The organism is Paraburkholderia sp. FT54, assembly GCF_031585635.1.
Lineage (GTDB): Bacteria > Pseudomonadota > Gammaproteobacteria > Burkholderiales > Burkholderiaceae > Paraburkholderia.
Genome location: NZ_CP134196.1, coordinates 2025155 through 2043002, shown reverse-complemented (window position 1 = coordinate 2043002; position 17848 = coordinate 2025155). Strand labels below are relative to the sequence as shown.

13 protein-coding genes and 1 pseudogene are annotated in these 17848 nt (G+C 63.1%); 10 read left to right on the top strand and 4 right to left on the bottom strand.

What is annotated here, in order from left to right; translation table 11 throughout:
* Nucleotides 1-189: 189 nt before the first annotated feature.
* The 7 genes from RI103_RS28695 (at nt 190) to RI103_RS28665 (ending at nt 8419) form a co-directional block, all read left to right on the top strand.
* Nucleotides 190-1404, top strand: a complete 1215-nt coding sequence (locus RI103_RS28695) for a DUF2252 domain-containing protein (RefSeq protein ID WP_310815931.1) — start codon at nt 190-192, stop codon at nt 1402-1404.
* Nucleotides 1405-1547: 143 nt separating this feature from the next.
* Nucleotides 1548-2960, top strand: coding sequence for a GH1 family beta-glucosidase (locus RI103_RS28690; RefSeq protein ID WP_310815929.1), 1413 nt, complete (start codon nt 1548-1550; stop codon nt 2958-2960).
* A 75-nt stretch (nt 2961-3035) separates the two neighbouring features.
* Nucleotides 3036-4274 carry an ABC transporter substrate-binding protein gene (locus tag RI103_RS28685; RefSeq protein WP_310815927.1) on the top strand — a complete coding sequence of 413 codons (1239 nt, stop codon included), beginning with the start codon at nt 3036-3038 and terminating at the stop codon, nt 4272-4274.
* A gap of 9 nt (nt 4275-4283) precedes the next feature.
* The gene (locus tag RI103_RS28680) at nt 4284-5228 is read left to right on the top strand and encodes a sugar ABC transporter permease (RefSeq protein ID WP_310815926.1); all 945 of its coding nucleotides are present in this window, start codon (nt 4284-4286) and stop codon (nt 5226-5228) included.
* Nucleotides 5228-6145 carry a carbohydrate ABC transporter permease gene (locus tag RI103_RS28675; protein WP_310815924.1) on the top strand — a complete coding sequence of 306 codons (918 nt, stop codon included), beginning with the start codon at nt 5228-5230 and terminating at the stop codon, nt 6143-6145. Before RI103_RS28680 ends, RI103_RS28675 begins: the two co-directional genes overlap by 1 nt.
* Before the next feature lie 4 nt (nt 6146-6149).
* Complete coding sequence (locus tag RI103_RS28670; protein WP_310815922.1) at nt 6150-7313, top strand: ABC transporter ATP-binding protein; 1164 nt, start codon at nt 6150-6152, stop codon at nt 7311-7313.
* A gap of 50 nt (nt 7314-7363) precedes the next feature.
* Entirely contained in the window at nt 7364-8419 is a 1056-nt protein-coding gene (locus RI103_RS28665) for a substrate-binding domain-containing protein (protein WP_310815921.1), read from the top strand.
* A gap of 67 nt (nt 8420-8486) precedes the next feature.
* Here the strand turns inward: RI103_RS28665 and RI103_RS28660 are convergent, their stop codons facing one another.
* Nucleotides 8487-9344, bottom strand: coding sequence for a PA4780 family RIO1-like protein kinase (locus tag RI103_RS28660; RefSeq protein WP_310815920.1), 858 nt, complete (start codon nt 9342-9344; stop codon nt 8487-8489).
* Between the two features lie 537 nt (nt 9345-9881).
* Here RI103_RS28660 and RI103_RS28655 point away from each other — a divergent pair.
* A complete protein-coding gene (locus RI103_RS28655; RefSeq protein WP_310815919.1) occupies nt 9882-11594 on the top strand; it encodes a SulP family inorganic anion transporter in 1713 nt (570 codons plus the stop codon).
* A 44-nt stretch (nt 11595-11638) separates the two neighbouring features.
* Here RI103_RS28655 and RI103_RS28650 read toward each other — a convergent pair whose 3' ends face one another.
* The 3 genes and pseudogenes from RI103_RS28650 to RI103_RS28640 all read right to left on the bottom strand — a co-directional run bounded on the left by RI103_RS28650 (nt 11639) and on the right by RI103_RS28640 (nt 13740).
* The gene (locus RI103_RS28650; RefSeq protein ID WP_310815917.1) at nt 11639-11995 is read right to left on the bottom strand and encodes a hypothetical protein; all 357 of its coding nucleotides are present in this window, start codon (nt 11993-11995) and stop codon (nt 11639-11641) included.
* Between the two features lie 60 nt (nt 11996-12055).
* Nucleotides 12056-12694: pseudogene (locus RI103_RS28645) on the bottom strand (LysE family translocator).
* Nucleotides 12695-12855: 161 nt separating this feature from the next.
* Nucleotides 12856-13740 (bottom strand): LysR family transcriptional regulator, encoded by an 885-nt coding sequence (locus RI103_RS28640; RefSeq protein WP_310815915.1) that lies wholly within the window; start codon nt 13738-13740, stop codon nt 12856-12858.
* A gap of 143 nt (nt 13741-13883) precedes the next feature.
* On the opposite strand from RI103_RS28640, the gene RI103_RS28635 reads away from it, so the two are divergent.
* Together RI103_RS28635 and RI103_RS28630 are read left to right on the top strand one after the other, a co-directional pair.
* Entirely contained in the window at nt 13884-14318 is a 435-nt protein-coding gene (locus RI103_RS28635) for a VOC family protein (protein WP_310815913.1), read from the top strand.
* 290 nt (nt 14319-14608) lie between these two features.
* The gene (locus RI103_RS28630; RefSeq protein WP_310815912.1) at nt 14609-17848 is read left to right on the top strand and encodes an efflux RND transporter permease subunit; all 3240 of its coding nucleotides are present in this window, start codon (nt 14609-14611) and stop codon (nt 17846-17848) included.

Genomic DNA, 17848 nt, shown 5'->3' with positions numbered 1-17848 from the left:
ATGCACCTATCCGCGCCTCGCCTGCGACGCTTATGATGCAGCCATTGTGTTCCTGCCAGCCGACATCGACAGTCCGCGCGGCGGCGTGATTCGCGTGACGCCGCTCAATCTGCATGCGCTGGCGGAGTCCATGCGCGCGCATTGAACGATGGCTGAGGCTGCGTTGAGCCTCACATTCAAAGGACATTCATGCTCGATATCGCCAGCACCATCGCCAGTTTCAACGCCGGTCGCGATCCCGAACGGCTCGCGATGAAATACAAGGCCATGCGCACGTCACCGTTCGTGTTTTTGCGCGGCACGTGCCACCTGTTTTACGAACGTCTGCCGCGCGACAAGGTGTTCGACGATGCGCCGCCGGTATGGATCTGCGGCGACATGCATCTGGAAAATTTCGGCAGCTACAAGGCCGATAATCGCCTGATCTACTTCGACAACAACGACTTCGACGAAGCCTGCCTCGCGCCGAATCTCTACGAGCTGGTGCGTCTCTTAACGAGCGTGCTGGTCGGCGCGAGCGATCTCAAACTGAGCCGCGCGCAGGCGCTGGCGCTTTGCCACACCGCGCTGCAAGCGTATGGCGCGGCGCTTGCCTACGGCAAGTCGCGCTGGATCGAAGGCGAAACCGCGACCGGCATGGTGCGCGATCTGTTCGTCGCGCTCGCGAGCCGCACGCGGGTCGTGCATCTGGACCGGCGCACCACGCTCAAAGGCAAAACACGTGTGCTGAAGGTGGACGGCAAGAAAGCGCTGGCGGTCAGCGACGCGCAGCGTGCCGCCATCACACAGTTCATGCAGAAGTTCGCCACGGGCGAGCCCAATCCCGACTTCTTCCGCATTCTCGACGTCGCACGGCGGATTGCCGGCACGGGGAGCCTCGGCGTGGATCGTTACGTGATCCTCGTCGAAGGCAAGGGCTCGCCGGACGGCAACTATCTGATCGATCTGAAAGAGGCGCTGCCTTCTTCGGTGACGCCGCACCTGAGTACGCCGCAGCCGACGTGGCAGACGCAAGCGCAGCGCGTCGTCGAAATTCAGCGGCGCAATCAGGCCGTGTCGCAGGCCTTTCTGCACGCGGTCGAATTCAATCAGCGCTCGTATGTGCTGCGCAGCCTGCAGCCTTCGGAAGACCGCGTGGCCTTGAGCGACTGGGACGGCAAGCTGCCGCGTCTCGAAGCGGTGGTCAATAGCATGGCCGAGTTGAGCGCGTGGGCGCATCTGCGTAGCGGTGGGCGGCAGAAGTCGTCGATCGCCGACGATCTGATCGCGTTCGGCAATCGCAAGGACTGGCAGTTGCCGTTGGTCGATATCGCGACGCAGTGCGAGGCGCAGGTGGTGGCGGATTGGAAAGCCTATTGCGAAGCCTATGACGGCGGTGTGTTCGATCTGAAGTCGAAGCCATGAGGCTGCATCGCGCTGGCGGCGCCGCGCGTGCCGGCGCCCCTCCAGACAAACCCTGATTGCTGCGTCGAATCCGCCGCTGCTATCGTTCGCTGGTCATGTGGAAGCGCTTCCACCTACCCGGTTCAACCACCTCAGGAGAATCCGTGGCAAACGACACATCCGCTGTATCCGACGCTCTCTCTCCCCATTCCCAATCACTCGCCGATCCTTTCAGCCCGCCCGCGGACTCGTCGCTGTGGCGCAAGAACTTTCTGCTCGGCGCGGCCACGGCTTCGTATCAGATCGAAGGCGCCGTGAACGAAGACGGCCGCCTGCCGTCCATCTGGGACACGTTTTCGGCGACGCCCGGCAAGGTGCTGGCCGGCGACACCGGCGAGGTGGCCTGCGATCACTATCATCGCTGGGAAGCGGACATCGACCTGCTGGCCGGGCTCGGCCTCGAAGGCTATCGGCTCTCGATCGCCTGGCCGCGCGTGATGGATGCGGCCGGCGCGCCGAACCGCACAGGCCTCGACTTCTACAAACGCCTGCTGGCGCGGCTGAAAGAGAAGGGCATCACGACCTTCGTCACGTTGTATCACTGGGACTTGCCGCAGCATCTGGAAGATCGCGGCGGCTGGCTCAATCGCGATACCGCTTACCGTTTCGCCGACTACGCCGGCCTGATGAGCCGCGAACTGGCCGGCAGCGTCGATGCGTGGGCGACGCTCAACGAGCCCTGGTGCTCGGCGTATCTCGGCTACGGCAACGGCCACCACGCGCCGGGGCTTGCCGATGCACGTTACGCCACGCAGGCCATGCATCATCTGCTGCTGGCGCACGGTCTCGCGTTGCCGGTGCTGCGCGCCAACGATCCGGCTTCGCAAAAGGGCATCGTCGCCAACATCGGACGCGGTACGGCCAATAGTGAACGCGCCGCCGATCAGCGTGCCGCGCATCTGTTCGAGGTGCAACATAACGCGTGGATTCTCGACCCGCTGCTCAAAGGCAGCTACCCCGAAGATCTGTTTGAGTTGTGGCCAGGCACCGAACCGCTGGTGCTCGACGGCGACATGCAAACCATTGCCGCGCCGCTGGACTTCCTCGGCATCAACTATTATTTCCGCACGAATGTCGCGAGCGACGGCGCGCGTGGTTTCAGGGACGTGCCGCTCGAAGGCGTGGAGCGCACGCAGATGGGTTGGGAAGTGTATCCGGACGGCTTGCGCGATCTGCTGACGGGCTTCAAGGCCACGTACGCGAACCTGCCGCCGATCTACATCACCGAAAACGGCATGGCTTCGAACGACATGGTGGTCGACGGCCGTGTAGAGGACACGCAGCGCATCTCGTTTCTCAAGCGCCATCTCGCCGCGGTCGACGAGGCGATCAAAGCCGGCGTGGAGATTCGTGGCTATTTCCTCTGGTCGCTGATGGACAACTTCGAATGGGCCTTCGGGTACGAGCGGCGCTTCGGTATCGTACATGTCGACTACGCTAGCCAGAAGCGTACGATCAAACGCAGTGCGGAGCTGGTGTCGAAATTCTTGAAGGAGCGCAAGGCACGCGGTGAATAGCGGATGGCAGCTGGTTGGCATGTCGACTTGGAAGCACGGGCGCCAGGCCTGGCGCGACTATCTTGAGGAGACGGAATGAACAGCAAAAAAACGGTCTTGCGAGGCGTGGTTGCGACACTAGCGTTGTATGGCGTCGTCGCGCAGGCGGAGCCCTTGAAGGCCAACGTGATTCACTGGTGGACCTCGGGCGGCGAGTCGGCCGCGATTCGCCAGTTTGCCGATGCGTATAACAAGGCCGGCGGCCAGTGGGTCGACAATGCCGTGGCCGGCGCCGATCAGGCGCGCTCCACCGCGATCAACCGGATCGTGGGTGGCGATCCACCCACGGCCGCACAGTTCAATACGTCCAAGCAGTTTCACGACCTGATCGATCAGGGCCTGCTGAACAACGTCGACGACGTCGCAGCGAAGGAAAACTGGAACAGCGTGTTCCCGCAGTCGATCCTCGACAGCATCAAGGTGAAGGGACATTACTACGCCGCGCCCGTCGATATTCATATGCCGGCATGGTTCTTCTACTCGAAGCCGGTGTTCCAGAAAGCAGGTATCACCGCCGAGCCGAAAAGCTATGACGAGTTCATCGCCGATCTCGGCAAGCTGAAAACCACGGGCGTGATTCCGCTCGCGCTCGGCGGCCAGCCCTGGCAGGAGAAAATCACCTTCGACGCGGTGCTGGCGGACGTGGGCGGTGCCGATCTATACATGAAGGTGTACCGCGACCGCGACATGAACGCCGTGAAGTCGGACGCGTTCAAGAAGGTGCTGGCGTCGTTCAAGCGCCTGCACGATTTCGTCGATGGCGGCTCGCCCGGCCGCAACTGGAACGACGCCACCGCGCTGGTGATTTCCGGTAAAGCAGGCGTGCAGATCATGGGCGACTGGGCCAAGGGCGAATTCTCGGCGGCCAACCAGAGCGCGGGCAAAGACTTCGGCTGTTTCCCCGGTTTCGGTCCGCATTCGCCGTATCTGGTCGCGGGCGACGTGTTCGTGTTCCCGAAAACGGACAACGCCACCACGATCAAGGCGCAAAATCTGCTGGCCACGGTGATGACCTCGCCGGCCGCGCAAGTCGCATTCAGCGCGAAGAAAGGCTCGATTCCGATTCGTCCCGACGTGGACGCCGGCAGTCTCGACATCTGCGCGAAGGAGGGCATTGCGATCATGAAGGACAAGTCGCGTCAGTTGCCGAATCCGGAAATGCTGCTCTCGCCTGACACTCAGGGCGCGTTGATCGACGTCATCACCAACTTCTGGAACAAGAACCAGTCGGTCGACGACGCGCAGAAAGCGTTCGCCAGCGCGTTGAAGAGCTAGGTGCGCCGCATGCACGCGCTCAAGCTGCCGGCCGCCGGGTCGTCCAAGGCTCGCCAGGCGCGGATGAAAAAGCCGCTCAAAAGGCGTGTTCCGTTCGCGGCGTGGCTGGCGCTGCTGCCAATGGTCCTGACCGTCGTGTTCGCGTATCTCGGCACGATGGTCTGGACGGCGCGCGTGTCGCTCAGCAATTCGCGCACGTTTCCTTCCGGCGACTTCGCGGGCTTCACGCAATACGCGCGGCTGTTCAATAACGACCGCTGGCTGCTGTCGCTGCAAAACATCGTGATCTACGGCGCGTGCTTCATCGTGGCGTGCATGGTGATCGGTTTGTTGCTGGCGATTTTCATCGATCAGCGCGTGGTCGCGGAGGGCGCGCTGCGCACCGTGTTTCTCTACCCCTATGCGATGTCGTTCGTGGCAACGGGGCTCGTCTGGCAGTGGATCCTGAACCCGCAACTGGGCGCGCAGGCCGTGCTGCACAAACTCGGTTTCGCGCACGCGCGCTTCGACTGGATCGTCAATCAGGACTGGGTGATCTACACCATCGTGATCGCGACGGTGTGGCAGGCCTCGGGTCTCGTGATGGCGTTGTTGCTCGCGGGCTTGCGCGGCATCGACGACGAGTTGTGGAAGGCCGCGCGCATCGACGGCATTCCGCGCTGGCGTGTCTATGCCAGCATCGTCGTGCCGATGCTCGGACCGTCGATCTCCACCGCTTTCGTGCTGCTGTTCGTGATGGTCGTGAAGCTCTACGACGCCGTGGTCGCGATGACGCAAGGCGGCCCCGGCACGGCGAGCGAAGTGCCGGCGAAGTTCATCATGGACTATCTGTTCGGGCGCGCGAATATCGGGCTCGCGTCGGCGGCGTCGATTGTGTTGCTGGCCACCGTGCTGGCGATTCTCGCGCCGTTCTTCTACTCCCGCAGCCGCGCCGCCGTGCGAAAGGAGGTGTGATGAACACGCTCAGTCCGCCGTTGAAAGGCGGTACGCCGCGCCGCGCGCGGCAGCGTCGCCGCCGTACCGCGTTCACCCCGGCGCGCCTCGGCGTCTACGCGTTTCTGCTGACGGCCGCGCTGTTCTTTCTGCTGCCGCTCTACGTGATGCTCGTCACGTCGGTGAAGCCAATGAGCGAGATCCGCCTCGGCAATCTGCTGGCGTTCCCCGCGCATTTCACGCTCAGCGCGTGGAGCGCCGCGTGGCAGTCCGCGTGCACCGGGCTCGATTGCAACGGCATTCAGGTCGGTTTCTGGAACTCGGTGCGCATTGTCGTGCCGAGCACGATTCTGTCGATTGCGATCGGCGCGGTGAACGGCTATGCGCTGTCGTTCTGGCGGCCGCGCGGCGCCGCCCTGCTATTCGGCGTGCTGCTCATGGGTGCGTTCATTCCCGTGCAGGTGATGGTCTATCCGCTCGTGCGCGTGCTGGCGAGCGTGCATCTGTTCAGTTCGCTGCCGGGTATCGTGGTGATTCACACCATCTTCGGCATGCCGGTGATGACGCTGCTGTTTCGCAACTACTACGTGTCGATTCCGCAAGAGTTGTTCAAGGCGGCGCGCATCGACGGCGGCGGCTTCTGGCGTATCTTCGTGCAACTGATGCTGCCCATGTCGACACCGATCATCGTGGTGGCCATCATCATGCAAGTCACGGGCATCTGGAACGACTTCATTCTCGGCCTCGTGTTCGCCGGCACCAAAAACCTGCCGATGACGGTGCAACTGAACAACATCATCAATACGACGACCGGCGAGCGCCTCTATAACGTCAATATGGCGGCGACCATTCTGACCTCCATGGTGCCGCTTGCGGTGTACTTCATTTCGGGCCGCTGGTTCGTGCGCGGCATTGCATCCGGCGCCGTCAAGGGATAGGGCGATGACAAACGTGGCTAATCCGGCAAACGCTGTCGATATGGCAGGCGTAGCGAGCAGTCCTGATGCGGCGGACGCGGCGGGTCTCACGAATCCGGCCAACGTCGCCATACGCAATCTGACCATCCGGCTGGGGGCGAACACGGTGATCGAGAACCTCGATCTCGACGTGCGGGCCGGCGAATTCGTCGTGCTGCTCGGACCCTCCGGCTGCGGCAAATCCACCTTGCTGCACAGTATTGCCGGCTTGATCGACGTGACCGACGGCAGCATCGAGATTGCCGGCGAAGACATGACATGGGCCGACCCGAAAGACCGCCGCATTGCACTGGTGTTCCAGTCGTACGCGCTTTATCCGACCATGAGCGTGGAGCGCAACCTGTCGTTTGCCTTGCGCATCAACGGCACACCGAAAGCGGAGATCGCGCGGCGCGTGGCGCGGGCTTCCGAGATGTTGCAACTCGCGCCGCTGCTCAAGCGCAAACCGGCACAGCTGTCAGGCGGCCAACGGCAGCGGGTGGCGATCGGCCGGGCGATCGTGCGCGAAGCCGATGTCTTCCTGTTCGACGAACCGCTCTCGAATCTCGACGCCAAATTGCGCACCGAACTACGCCGCGAACTCAAACAACTGCATCAGCGTCTGGGCGCGACGATGATCTACGTCACGCACGATCAGGTCGAGGCGATGACGCTCGCTACCCGCATGGCGGTGATGCGCGGCGGCGTGATCCAGCAGTTCGGCACGCCCGCCGAAGTCTACGCGCGTCCCGACAACCTGTTCGTCGCGACGTTTCTGGGCACGCCCGCGATGAACCTGCTCAAGGGCACGCTCGAAGCGCGCGACGGCGCGCTCCACTTCCGCACGGAGCATTGGCGGCTCGACGTGTCGACGTATCCGTTCAAGACCACGCCGGCCAACGCGTTGCCATGCGTGCTCGGCGTGCGGGCCGAAGACGTGCGGTTGGCCGAGGGCGCGAGCGAACGCGCAAAAGTTTCGCTGGTGGAGCCGATGGGCAACCACCGCGTCATCTGGCTCGACTATCATGGAGTGCAGGTCGCGTCGATCGACCAGACGAAGACGCCGGTGGCGATAGGGGATACCGCGGCGTTCTCGTTCGACAGTACACATGTCTCTCTGTTCGACGAAGCGGGCGGCGCGCGTTTGTAGCGCCGGCACGCGGCGTCACTGACAATACAACATGCTTGACGGAGATCCGCGTGGCAACACTCAAAGATGTCGCGGCACTGGCCGGCGTGGGGATGTCGACCGCCTCACGCGCCATTTCAGGTAAAGGACCCATCTCAGCCGATGCCGCCGCCCGCGTGAAGGCGGCCATCGAGCAACTGAACTTTCGCCCGTCTTCCATCGGCCGGGCCATGGCAACGCAGTCGCTTGGCATGGTCGGCATTTTCGTGCCGACTTTCTTCGGCTCGTACTACGGCACGATTCTCAAGCAGACCGATACCGAATTGCGCGCAGTGCGCCGTCATGTGGTGGTGGCGACCGGTTGCGGAGAAGTCTCGCCGCGCGAGCAGGCCATCGAGGCGGTGCGCTTTCTGATCGGCCGCGATTGCGACGGCGTGGTGGTGATCAGCCACGATCTGCACGACGAAGACCTGGTCATGCTGCATCGCATGCACCCGAAAATGGTGTTTCTGAACCGCGCGTTCGATCAGTTGCCGGAGGCGTCGTTTTGCGCCGACCACCATCGGGGTGGTGAACTGGCGGCACGCACGCTGCTCGATCATGGGCACCGCCACATCGCGGTGATTTCCGGGCCTTTCAGTGCGTCGGATAACCAGGCGCGTATGGAAGGCTTCTTTGCCGAACTGGCGCGCGAGGGTATTGCGCGCGACGACGTCACGCTGATCGAATCGGACTTCTCGCCCGAAGGCGGCTACGCCGCCGCGCAGAAACTGCTCGACGCGAAGCGCCGCTTCACGGGCGTGTTTTGCGCGAACGATACGATGGCCGTGAGCGCGTTGGCGCGTTTTCACCAGGTGGGCATTGCCATTCCCGACGAGGTCTCGGTGATCGGCTATGACGACGATTATTCGGCCGCGTATGCCGCGCCAGGACTCACCTCGGTGCATATTCCGACTGCGGAACTGACGCAGAACGCCGTGCGCTGGCTGGTCAACCAGTGCTACCGGACCACGTGGGACATCTTCCGCGAGTTTCCGGTGAGCGTGACGATGCGCGAGTCGGTGGGGCCGGCGCCGGGCGTGGCGGCCGCCGCGATCACGGCCGCGCGCTTGAGCAGCATGTCGTAGCCGGATCGCGCGACATCGCGAGGCGCTGCCTGCCGCTGCCGCTGCCGCTGCCGCTCGCGGCCGAGGTTCAGGTGCCGCTGCGCAGCGACTGCTCGTAGCGCAGGCGCGCTTCTTCGTCGAGCCGCGTATCTTCGAGTTCCTGAAGCACGGCTTCGAGATCGATCGGCGTGGTGTCCAGTTCGACGCGGCCGGTCAACGCGGCGTCGACGTGCAGCGCGCCCGCTTCGTAGAGCGACCAGATTTCCTTGCCGTAGGTGGTCTCCAGCAGCGCCGGCGCGAAGCGGCCGAAATAGGTCGCGAGGTTGTTCACGTCGCGCTCGAGCATGGCAGGTGCTTCGAGATTGCCGGCGGCGTTCACCGCTTGCGGCAGGTCGATGATGACCGGGCCGTCCGCAGCAAGCAGGATGTTGTATTCGGACAGGTCGCCGTGAATCATGCCGGCGCACAGCATGCGCACCACCTGGTTCACCAGTCGCGCATGCAGGTCGAGCGCACGTTCTTCGCTTAGTTCGACGTCGTTCAGACGCGGCGCGACATTGCCGTCGGCGTCGGTCACCAACTCCATCAGCAACACGCCGTCGGTGCAGATGAAAGGCTGCGGCACGCGCACGCCCGCGTTGGCGAGCTGGAATAGCGCGTCGACTTCGGCATTCTGCCAGGCTTGTTCCTGCACTTCGCGGCCGTAGCGGCTGCCTTTTTCCATGGCGCGTTGCTCGCGGCTGTTCTTGACCTTGCGGCCTTCGCGGTAGGACGCGGCCTGGCGGAAGCTGCGCTGCCTGGCGTCCTTGTAGACCTTCGCGCAGCGCGTGGCGTCGCCGCTGCGCACGACGTAGACGGTGGCTTCCTTGCCGCTCATCAACTGGCAGACGACTTCGTCGATCAGGCCTTCTTCGACCAGCGGGAGCAGACGTTTCGGGGTTTTCATGCGACCGCCGAAGGGCGGTGGACGGCGCGGCGGCGACAGGCAGCCGGTTGCGAGGGCAGGTGAAGCGGAATTCGGATCATGCGGGATTATACGGGGAGACCGTGCGGAGCATGGAAAAGAGGCGCGTCGCCGCGTTTTCTGCCGCATGTTTTGCTGATATCTCGACACGAACGAATCGCGGACTCGCATGAGATTGTTGTAGCCGACGACACACTGATTTGCAGATTTCCCTCATTCATTTGGCAGGCCGATCGCTTAGACTTGCTCACAACAATGTGTTACGGGGTGCGAGATGTTGGCCGTGTTCTTCATTGCCTGCCCGATCTGCATCGCCGCGTTGTTTGGTTTCGCGCGGCACGTGGATCCGGTGACGGGACAATTCAAGCGTTGAATCAGCAGGTCGGGTGTTTCGCGCCGCGCCGCTCGCGCGTGCGCTGAAGTGTTGTGTTTTCTTGAGCCGATCTGGCTGGAAGTCTTGCCTTTGAGTGCCGAGTCGCGGCACGATGCGCGATAACCTGGATTAGGGCGGTATCGCGTATGCAAGATTTTCTGGCGAATATCACGGCGCGCGCCAGCGTGCTGAAGGGCGTCCTCCCTCTGAACCGTGCCGCGGCGGCGCGCGATGCGTTGGCCGGTGTGCAGCTTGCGTCGATGGATATTCCGCAAGTGCTGGGCTATGCGCGGATTGCCGGCATGCCGGCCGTGACGGGCCTGTACACGGTCTTTCTGCCGCTGATCGCGTTTGCGTTGTTCGGCGCCTCGCGGCATCTCGTCGTGGCGGCCGACTCCGCCACCGCCACCATCTTCGCGAGCCGGCTCTCGACCATGGCTCCGGCGTCCAGCGCTGAATATGCCGCGCTCGCCGCGATGGTCGCCTTGCAGACCGCTGCCTTGCTGTTCATCGCGCGGATTTTCAAACTGGGCTTTCTCGCCGACTTTCTGTCGCGCACCGTGTTGGTCGGATTTCTCGCCGGCGTCGGCGTGCAGGTCGGCATTGCGATGCTCGGTGACATGTTCGGCTTGCCGGGGCACGCCGCGCGCAGCGTCGATCAGCTCGTGCTGGTGGTGCGCGAAGCAGCGCAGATCCATCTGCCGACGCTCGCGATTTCGCTGCTGGTCGTCGTCGCCATTCTGACGTGCAAACGCTTTCTGCCACGCGTGCCGGTGCCCTTGATCGCGGTTGTGGCGGGCATCGCCGCGAGCGATCTCTACCATTTCCCGGCCCACGGTATCGCTGTGCTCGGTCCGGTCGCGGGCGGCTTGCCGCCGCTGCGCCTGCCGTCCGTGACGTGGCAGCAGATGCTCGATCTGCTGCCCGTGGCGGCTTCCTGCTTTGTGATGATCGTCGCGCAAAGCGCCGCCGCGAGCCGCGTGTTCGCCGAGCGTCATCACGAACCGGTCGACACCAACGCGGATCTGCTGGGCATCGCCGCGGCCAACGCGGCGGCGGCGTTCTCAGGCGCCTTCGTGGTGAACGGCAGCCCGACGCAAACCGCCATGGCCGATCTCGCGGGCACGCGCAGCCAGTTCGCGCAGCTGGTCTTCGCGGCGGTGGTGGTCGCGGTGTTGCTGTTTTTCAGCCGCTTTTTGCAGTATCTGCCGCACTGCATTCTTGCCAGCATCGTGTTCACGATCGCCATTGGCCTGATCAATCTGAAGACCTTGTTTGCGATTCGCCGCGAAAGTCCCGGCGAATTCGCGCTGGCCGTGTTCACCGCGGCGGCGGTGGTGCTGATCGGCGTCGAGCACGGCATTCTGGTGGCGGTGGCGCTCTCGCTGCTGCGGCACGTGCGCCACAGCTACCGTCCGCATACCATGGTTCTCTCCCCCGGCGACGACGGCGTCTGGATTCCGGTGCCCGCCGTGCCCGGCATTCAGACCGCGCCGGGCCTGATCGTCTACCGCTTCGGCGCCGATCTGTTTTACGCGAACGACCACTTTTTTGTCGACGATACGCGCCGCCTGATCGACCTCGCCCCCAGCAAGGTGCGCTGTTTCGTGATCGACGCGAGCGCGATCACCGACATCGACTATTCGGCTGCGCGCTCGATCGGCGAGCTGTGCCAGACGTTGAAAAGCGAAGGCATCAAGGTGCTGTTTGCGCGCGTGAACCCCTATTTGCGTTCGGACATGGACCGGCATGGCATCACGCCGATCGTCGAGGAAACTTGCATTTTCAACACCTTGCACGAGGCGTTGCGCACGGCCGGCGTGGAGAAGCCCGACCGGCATGTGAAAGAGGCGACGTGAGCGCCGGTTTGCGCGCGAGTGTCGCGTAGCTTCTCGCGCCGTAGTTAGTCGTCGGCAAAGAAATAACCGATAAAGAAGCATATTCCCGCGACGACGACGCCCAGCACGGCCACCGTATAAGCGAGCGCGGTGCCGTGCCAGAGGCCGTCGAACCACTGATGAAGCTGCGCCATCAGCACCGCCGCATTGCCGCCGATGCGCTGCAATTCCATCTGATAGCGCGGATCGGCCACGCTATACATGGAGACGGCGTTGTCCGGCGGCGGCGTGCTCGCGTAGATGATCACGGCCAGAATCACACCGGCCACCAGCGCCGCGATGCCCGCCAGATAGAACCGCTTCTGCCATGCCGAGTGCTGTGCCGCCGGCTTCACTTCGTTGCTGCCGCTCATCGTATTCATGTATCCGCTTCAATCGTCACGGCGACAGTATCGCAGAGCCGCGAGCACCTCCAGGCGCGCTCAGCTTTTCGAAGCCAGCAGCTTGATGGCGGCAATGCCGAACATGATCGCGAGCGAACCATCGAGCCAACGCCGGATCGCCGAGTAGATGCGCCGTGCGGAAGCGGTCGAAAACAATACCGCGTAGCTGCTGAACACCTACACGCCGATGCACATGCAACCGAGCACCACCGGCGTGGTGTGTGAGGTACCGCCGGCCGGCGACATGGCGAGCGAGACGATTGACAGCCACACCAGAATCGCTTTCGGATTGGTGAGATGCAGAAGCAGGCCGCGCAGATAAAGGCGCTTGAGCGATTCGTCCTGGCGCGCCGTGCCCGTTGGAAGCGCGTTGGGACGGAACGCGCAGCGCGCGGATTTGAAGCCGAGCCACAGCAGATACAGCCCGCCGGCGATCCTGATCGCCACCAGACATTCGGAGTAAGTGGCGAGCATCGCCGACAAACCCAGCGACGCCAGCAGCGCCCAGAAGAACGAACCCGACATCACGCCGAGCGCGAAGGTCAATGCGCAGCGGCGGCCCGCGCTCATCGCCAGTGACATGATCGCGAGATTGCTCGGCCTCGGACTCGCCGCACCGACGAAGTAGGCGCTGTAGGCGATCAGGACATCGGCGGTGAGGAAGGGGCTGGCGATCATGGGCTGGACCTTGGCGGCGGGCAACGCGTGCCGCTCGGTGCGCACACGGGTAAAGGGCGCGAAGCGTCGCGCGAACGAGGATTCTGCGTGCTGCCGGGCAAACCGCACAGATACAGTTGACCGTTCCGGCTACAGGACAATCATGCCTGCGCGCGGGCGGCTCACGTGCCCGCCGCCGCGCCGATGCAGTCGGCGAGCGCGCCTGCCACCGCCTGCCGGCTATGCCGTGGACGCAGTACGAGGCCGATCTCCCGCTGAAATGTCGCCTCGCCGAGTTCGAGCGCGACGACGTTGGCGGGCCATTTGCCGAGTCCCGCGCTATCTGGAATCAGCGCCACGCCGATGCCGCGCGCGACCAGTTGCACGATCCCTTGCAATTCGTCCAGTTCGACCACGTCGTGCACGTTCAGCCGCGAGCGTCGCAGAAACCGGTCGACCAGCCTGCCGCCGAACGAGGTACGGTCGTAGCGGATAAACGGTTCGCTGCGCAGCAGTTCGCGCCAGGATCGCGCCTCGCCTTTGCCGCGCGCGAGCGCCTTGGGCACGAGCAGCACGAACGGCTCGGCGACGAGCGTGCGCCATTCGAGCTCGGACGGCAGCGCGAAGGGCGGTTTGATGATGACGGCCAGATCCAGTTCACCGGAATCCACTTGCCCCAGCAAGCCCAGCGACACGCCGGGCACGACGCGAAGACGCCAGCCGGGGCGGTCGTCGCGAAAGCGCGCCAGCGCGTCGGCGAGAAACGACACTTGCGCCGACGCAATCGCGCCCACCCGCAGCATGCCGCTCTCAGCCGCGACCGCGCCACGTTCGGAGAGCCGCGCGTAGAGCGTCATCATTTCCTCGGCGAGCGCGAGCGTTTCGCGGCCGGCATCGTTGAGCGTGGCGGAGCGGCCCGTGCGGTCGAATAGCGCGAAACCGAGTTCCTCTTCGAGCCGCTGCATCTGTGCGCTCACGGCGGATTGCGTCAGGCCGATGCGCGCGCCGGCGCCGGAAAACGTGCCGTACTGGCTGATGGCGATGAAGGTTTTGAGTTCGCTCAGCATGATTGTTTGATCGAATATGGTGATGGTCAGCTCAAATATATATCGTTATTCACCATTTTTAGTCATGGTTAAACTTTGCCTCACGCGTGTGGCCCCTGGCGCCTGCACGTTCAACCTAATTCCAATCAGCGAGTTTCCCCATCATGAGCGTTGCCGACACCGTCTTGCCGCCGTTCCATCTGGCGTTCCCTGTTCATAGCATTGCCGCCGCGCGGGAGTTTTACGGCGAACTGCTGGGCTGTCCGGAAGGGCGCAGCTCGGACGCGTGGGTCGATTTCAATTTTTACGGCCATCAGATCGTCGCGCACCTCGCGCCTGAGGAAATCGGCCACCGTCAGACCAGCAAGGTCGACGGCGATGCCGTGCCGGTCCGTCACTTCGGCGCGGTGCTCTCGATGGCGCAATGGCAGGCCGCCGCGGACAAGCTGACGGCCGCCGGCATCGACTTCATCATCGAGCCGCACGTGCGTTTCAAGGGCGAAGTCGGCGAGCAGGCGACCATGTTCTTCCTCGACCCGTCGGGCAATGCGCTGGAATTCAAGGCGTTTGCGGATATGTCGTCGTTGTTTGCCAAGTAAGGCTGGTGTAATCACCCGGCAGCATCCAATGAAGATGCCGGTCACCGTTGAGGCTGACCGGCAATTTTTTTGCGTACGGCATCGATTTGAAGCGACGCCTCAACCTCGGCTATCTTCGCTCATCAAACGTTTGCTTTTCGGCAAACCGTAACGCCATTCAGAGTCGCGTTTCCTTACATCGAGCTTCCTGACAATTGCGCCATTTTGGCGCCATGCAGGCGTTGGCGCCACCGATCTAGCATAGGCGCAGATTCACCCATCCCTTACCTGCATTCATTCGGGCGCGTTTCATGTGGATCGTCAACGTTGCGCTTAAACGGCCATACACGTTCATCGTGATGGCCATTCTGATCTTGCTGGCGACGCCATTCGTGCTGTTCACCACGCCGGTCGACGTGCTGCCGGAAATCAATATTCCGGTGGTCAGCATCATCTGGACCTACACGGGCTTGTCGGCTGAAGACATGGCCAACCGCATCGCGTCGGGGAACGAGCGCGGTCTGACCACCACGGTCAACGACATCGAGCACATCGAATCGCAATCGCTCGCGGGCATCGCGATCCTGAAGGTGTTCCTGCAACCGAATGCGAACATCCAGACCGCGATCGCGCAGATCGTGGCCGTCGAACAGGCGCAGGTCAAACAGATGCCGCCAGGCGCCACGCCGCCGCTGGTGATCAGCTATTCCGCTTCCAGTATTCCGGTGATCCAGCTCGGCCTGTCGAGCCCGAAGCTCTCCGAGCAGGCGCTCAACGACACGGCGCTGAACTTCCTGCGTCCGCAACTCGTGACCATTCCTGGCGCGGCCGTGCCGTATCCGTATGGCGGCAAGTCGCGGTTGATCTCCGTCGATCTCGACACGCGCGCGTTGCTTGCCAAAGGGCTGACGCCCTCCGACGTGGTTAGCGCGTTCAACGCGCAAAACCTGATTCTGCCGACCGGCACGGCGAAGATCGGGCCGAAGGAATACACGATCAACATGAACGGCTCGCCCGCCACGGTGGAAGGGCTCAACGATATTCCGGTGCGCACGCTCAACGGCGCGACGACGTATCTGCGCGAGGTTGCGCACGTGCGTGACGGCTACTCGCCACAGACCAATGTCGTGCGGCAGGACGGCCATCGCGGCGTGCTGATGTCCGTGCTCAAGAACGGCAGTGCGTCGACGCTGTCCATCGTCAATACGCTCAAGGGGTTGCTGCCGGGCGCACAAGCCGCGTTGCCGCCGGACCTGAAGATCACCGCGTTGTTCGATCAGTCGCTGTTCGTGAAAGCGGCGGTGCAGGGCGTGGTGCGCGAGGCGCTGGTCGCCGCCGCGCTGACCGCCGCGATGATTCTGCTGTTCCTCGGCAACTGGCGCAGCACCTGCATCATCGCGGTCTCGATTCCGCTGTCCATTTTGTCCTCGCTGATCGTGCTGCACGCGCTCGGGCAGACCATCAACATCATGACGCTCGGCGGTCTCGCGCTGGCGGTCGGGATTCTGGTGGACGATGCCACGGTGACGATCGAGAACATCGAACGGCATCTGCATATGGGCACGAATCTGCACGATGCGATTCTCGAGGGCGCGGGCGAAATCGCGATTCCCGCGCTGGTGTCGACGCTATGTATCTGTATCGTGTTCGTGCCGATGTTCTTCCTGACCGGCGTGGCGCGTTACCTGTTCGTGCCGCTCGCAGAAGCCGTGGTGTTCGCGATGCTGGCTTCGTACGTTCTGTCGCGTACGCTGGTGCCGACTCTCGCGATGCTGCTGATGGGTCACGCGCACAAGCCGAAGCAGGGCGCGAAGCCGAATCTGTTCATGCGCCTCTATCACCGCTTCGATCGTGGTTTCGAGCGCATGCGCGCCGGCTACATCATGATTCTCAGCAGCTTGCTGGTGCGCCGTGGCATGTTCGGCAGCATGTTCCTCGGCTTTTGCGTCGTCTCGATGGGCCTGATTTTCGTGCTCGGCGAAGACTTCTTCCCGAGTGTGGACGCCGGCGACATTCGCCTGCACATGCGTGCGCCGACTGGCACCCGCATCGAGGAAACCGCGCGTCTTGCCGATGAAGTCGAAAAAGTGATTCGCGAGGTCGTGCCGGAGAAAGAACTCGGCACGATACTCGACAATCTCGGTTTGCCGTATAGCGGCATCAACCTCTCGTACAGCAACGCAGGCACGATCGGCACGCTTGACGGCGAGATCCAGGTGGCGCTCAATGAAGACCACAAGCCGACGCAAATCTACATGGACAGACTGCGCGCGCTCCTGCCGCAGCGTTTTCCGGGCGTCGAGTTTTTCTTCCAGCCGGCCGACATCGTCACGCAGATTCTGAACTTCGGCCTGCCTGCCGCAGTGGACGTGCAGATTTCCGGGGCGAATCAGGAGGGCAACTTCGACATCGCGCGCAAGCTGCTGAAACAGGTGCGCATGATTCCCGGCACGGTGGACACGCACATCCAGCAGAAACTGGATGAACCCGCGATCAATCTTCAGATGGATCGCACGCGTCTGCAGCAACTCAATCTGAGCGCGAGCAACGTGGCGCAAAACGTGCTCATTTCGTTGTCGGGCAGTTCGCAAACATCGCCGGGTTTCTGGTTCAACAACCGCAACGGCGTGGAATACAGTGTGGCCGTGCAAACCCCGCAGTATCAGGTGTCGTCGATCGATGAGCTGTTGCGCACGCCGGTGTCGGGTTCGGCCAACGGCCCGACGCAATTGCTCGGCAACCTGGTGCGGGTCTCGCCGCAGACACAGTTCGCGGAAGTCAACCACTACAACATCAGGCCGGTGATCGATCTGTATGTGAGCGTCGAGAAGCGCGATCTGGGCAGTGTGGCGAATCAGGTCGACAAGCTGGTGGACAACATGCGCGCGTCGCTGCCGCGCGGCAGTCAGATTACCGTGCGCGGCCAGGTGCAGACCATGCGCAGTTCGTTCTTCGGTCTGGGCATCGGCGTGGCGACGGCCATCGTGCTGGTGTACCTGTTGATCGTGGTGAATTTCCAGTCGTGGGTCGATCCTCTGATCATCGTCAGCGCCTTGCCCGCGGCGCTGGCGGGCATTGTGTGGATGCTGTTCCTGACCGGCACGCACCTGAGCGTGCCGGCCTTGACCGGCGCGATCATGACCATGGGCGTGGCCACCGCCAACAGTATTCTGATGGTGTCGTTCGCGCGCCAGCGGCTTTCCGCCGGCGCACCGCCGCTGACCGCAGCGCTCGAAGCCGGTGCGAGCCGGATCAGGCCGGTGCTGATGACCGCCTTCGCGATGATCATCGGCATGATTCCGATGGCGCTCGGTCTCGGCGAAGGCGCCGAGCAGAATGCGCCGCTCGGCCGCGCGGTGATCGGCGGCTTGCTGTTTGCCACCGTGTCCACGCTGTTTTTCGTGCCGCTGGTGTTCGCGGCGATTCACACGCGCCTCGCACGTCGCCACCGCGACGATCATGACGATGACGACACGAACCACACGGGTTCCCATGGCGGCGGCCACGACGGCCCCGCGCCCGGGCACGGCGGCGCCAGCAAGCCCGCGTAA

Coding starts and splice junctions, on each gene's coding strand:
- RI103_RS28695 (WP_310815931.1), top strand. CDS start 190: ATGCTCGATATCGCCAGCACCATCGCCAGTTTCAACGCCGGTCGCGAT.
- RI103_RS28685 (WP_310815927.1), top strand. CDS start 3,036: ATGAACAGCAAAAAAACGGTCTTGCGAGGCGTGGTTGCGACACTAGCG.
- RI103_RS28680 (WP_310815926.1), top strand. CDS start 4,284: ATGCACGCGCTCAAGCTGCCGGCCGCCGGGTCGTCCAAGGCTCGCCAG.
- RI103_RS28675 (WP_310815924.1), top strand. CDS start 5,228: ATGAACACGCTCAGTCCGCCGTTGAAAGGCGGTACGCCGCGCCGCGCG.
- RI103_RS28670 (WP_310815922.1), top strand. CDS start 6,150: ATGACAAACGTGGCTAATCCGGCAAACGCTGTCGATATGGCAGGCGTA.
- RI103_RS28660 (WP_310815920.1), bottom strand. CDS start 9,344: ATGAAAACCCCGAAACGTCTGCTCCCGCTGGTCGAAGAAGGCCTGATC.
- RI103_RS28655 (WP_310815919.1), top strand. CDS start 9,882: ATGCAAGATTTTCTGGCGAATATCACGGCGCGCGCCAGCGTGCTGAAG.
- RI103_RS28650 (WP_310815917.1), bottom strand. CDS start 11,995: ATGAATACGATGAGCGGCAGCAACGAAGTGAAGCCGGCGGCACAGCAC.
- RI103_RS28640 (WP_310815915.1), bottom strand. CDS start 13,740: ATGCTGAGCGAACTCAAAACCTTCATCGCCATCAGCCAGTACGGCACG.
- RI103_RS28635 (WP_310815913.1), top strand. CDS start 13,884: ATGAGCGTTGCCGACACCGTCTTGCCGCCGTTCCATCTGGCGTTCCCT.
- RI103_RS28630 (WP_310815912.1), top strand. CDS start 14,609: ATGTGGATCGTCAACGTTGCGCTTAAACGGCCATACACGTTCATCGTG.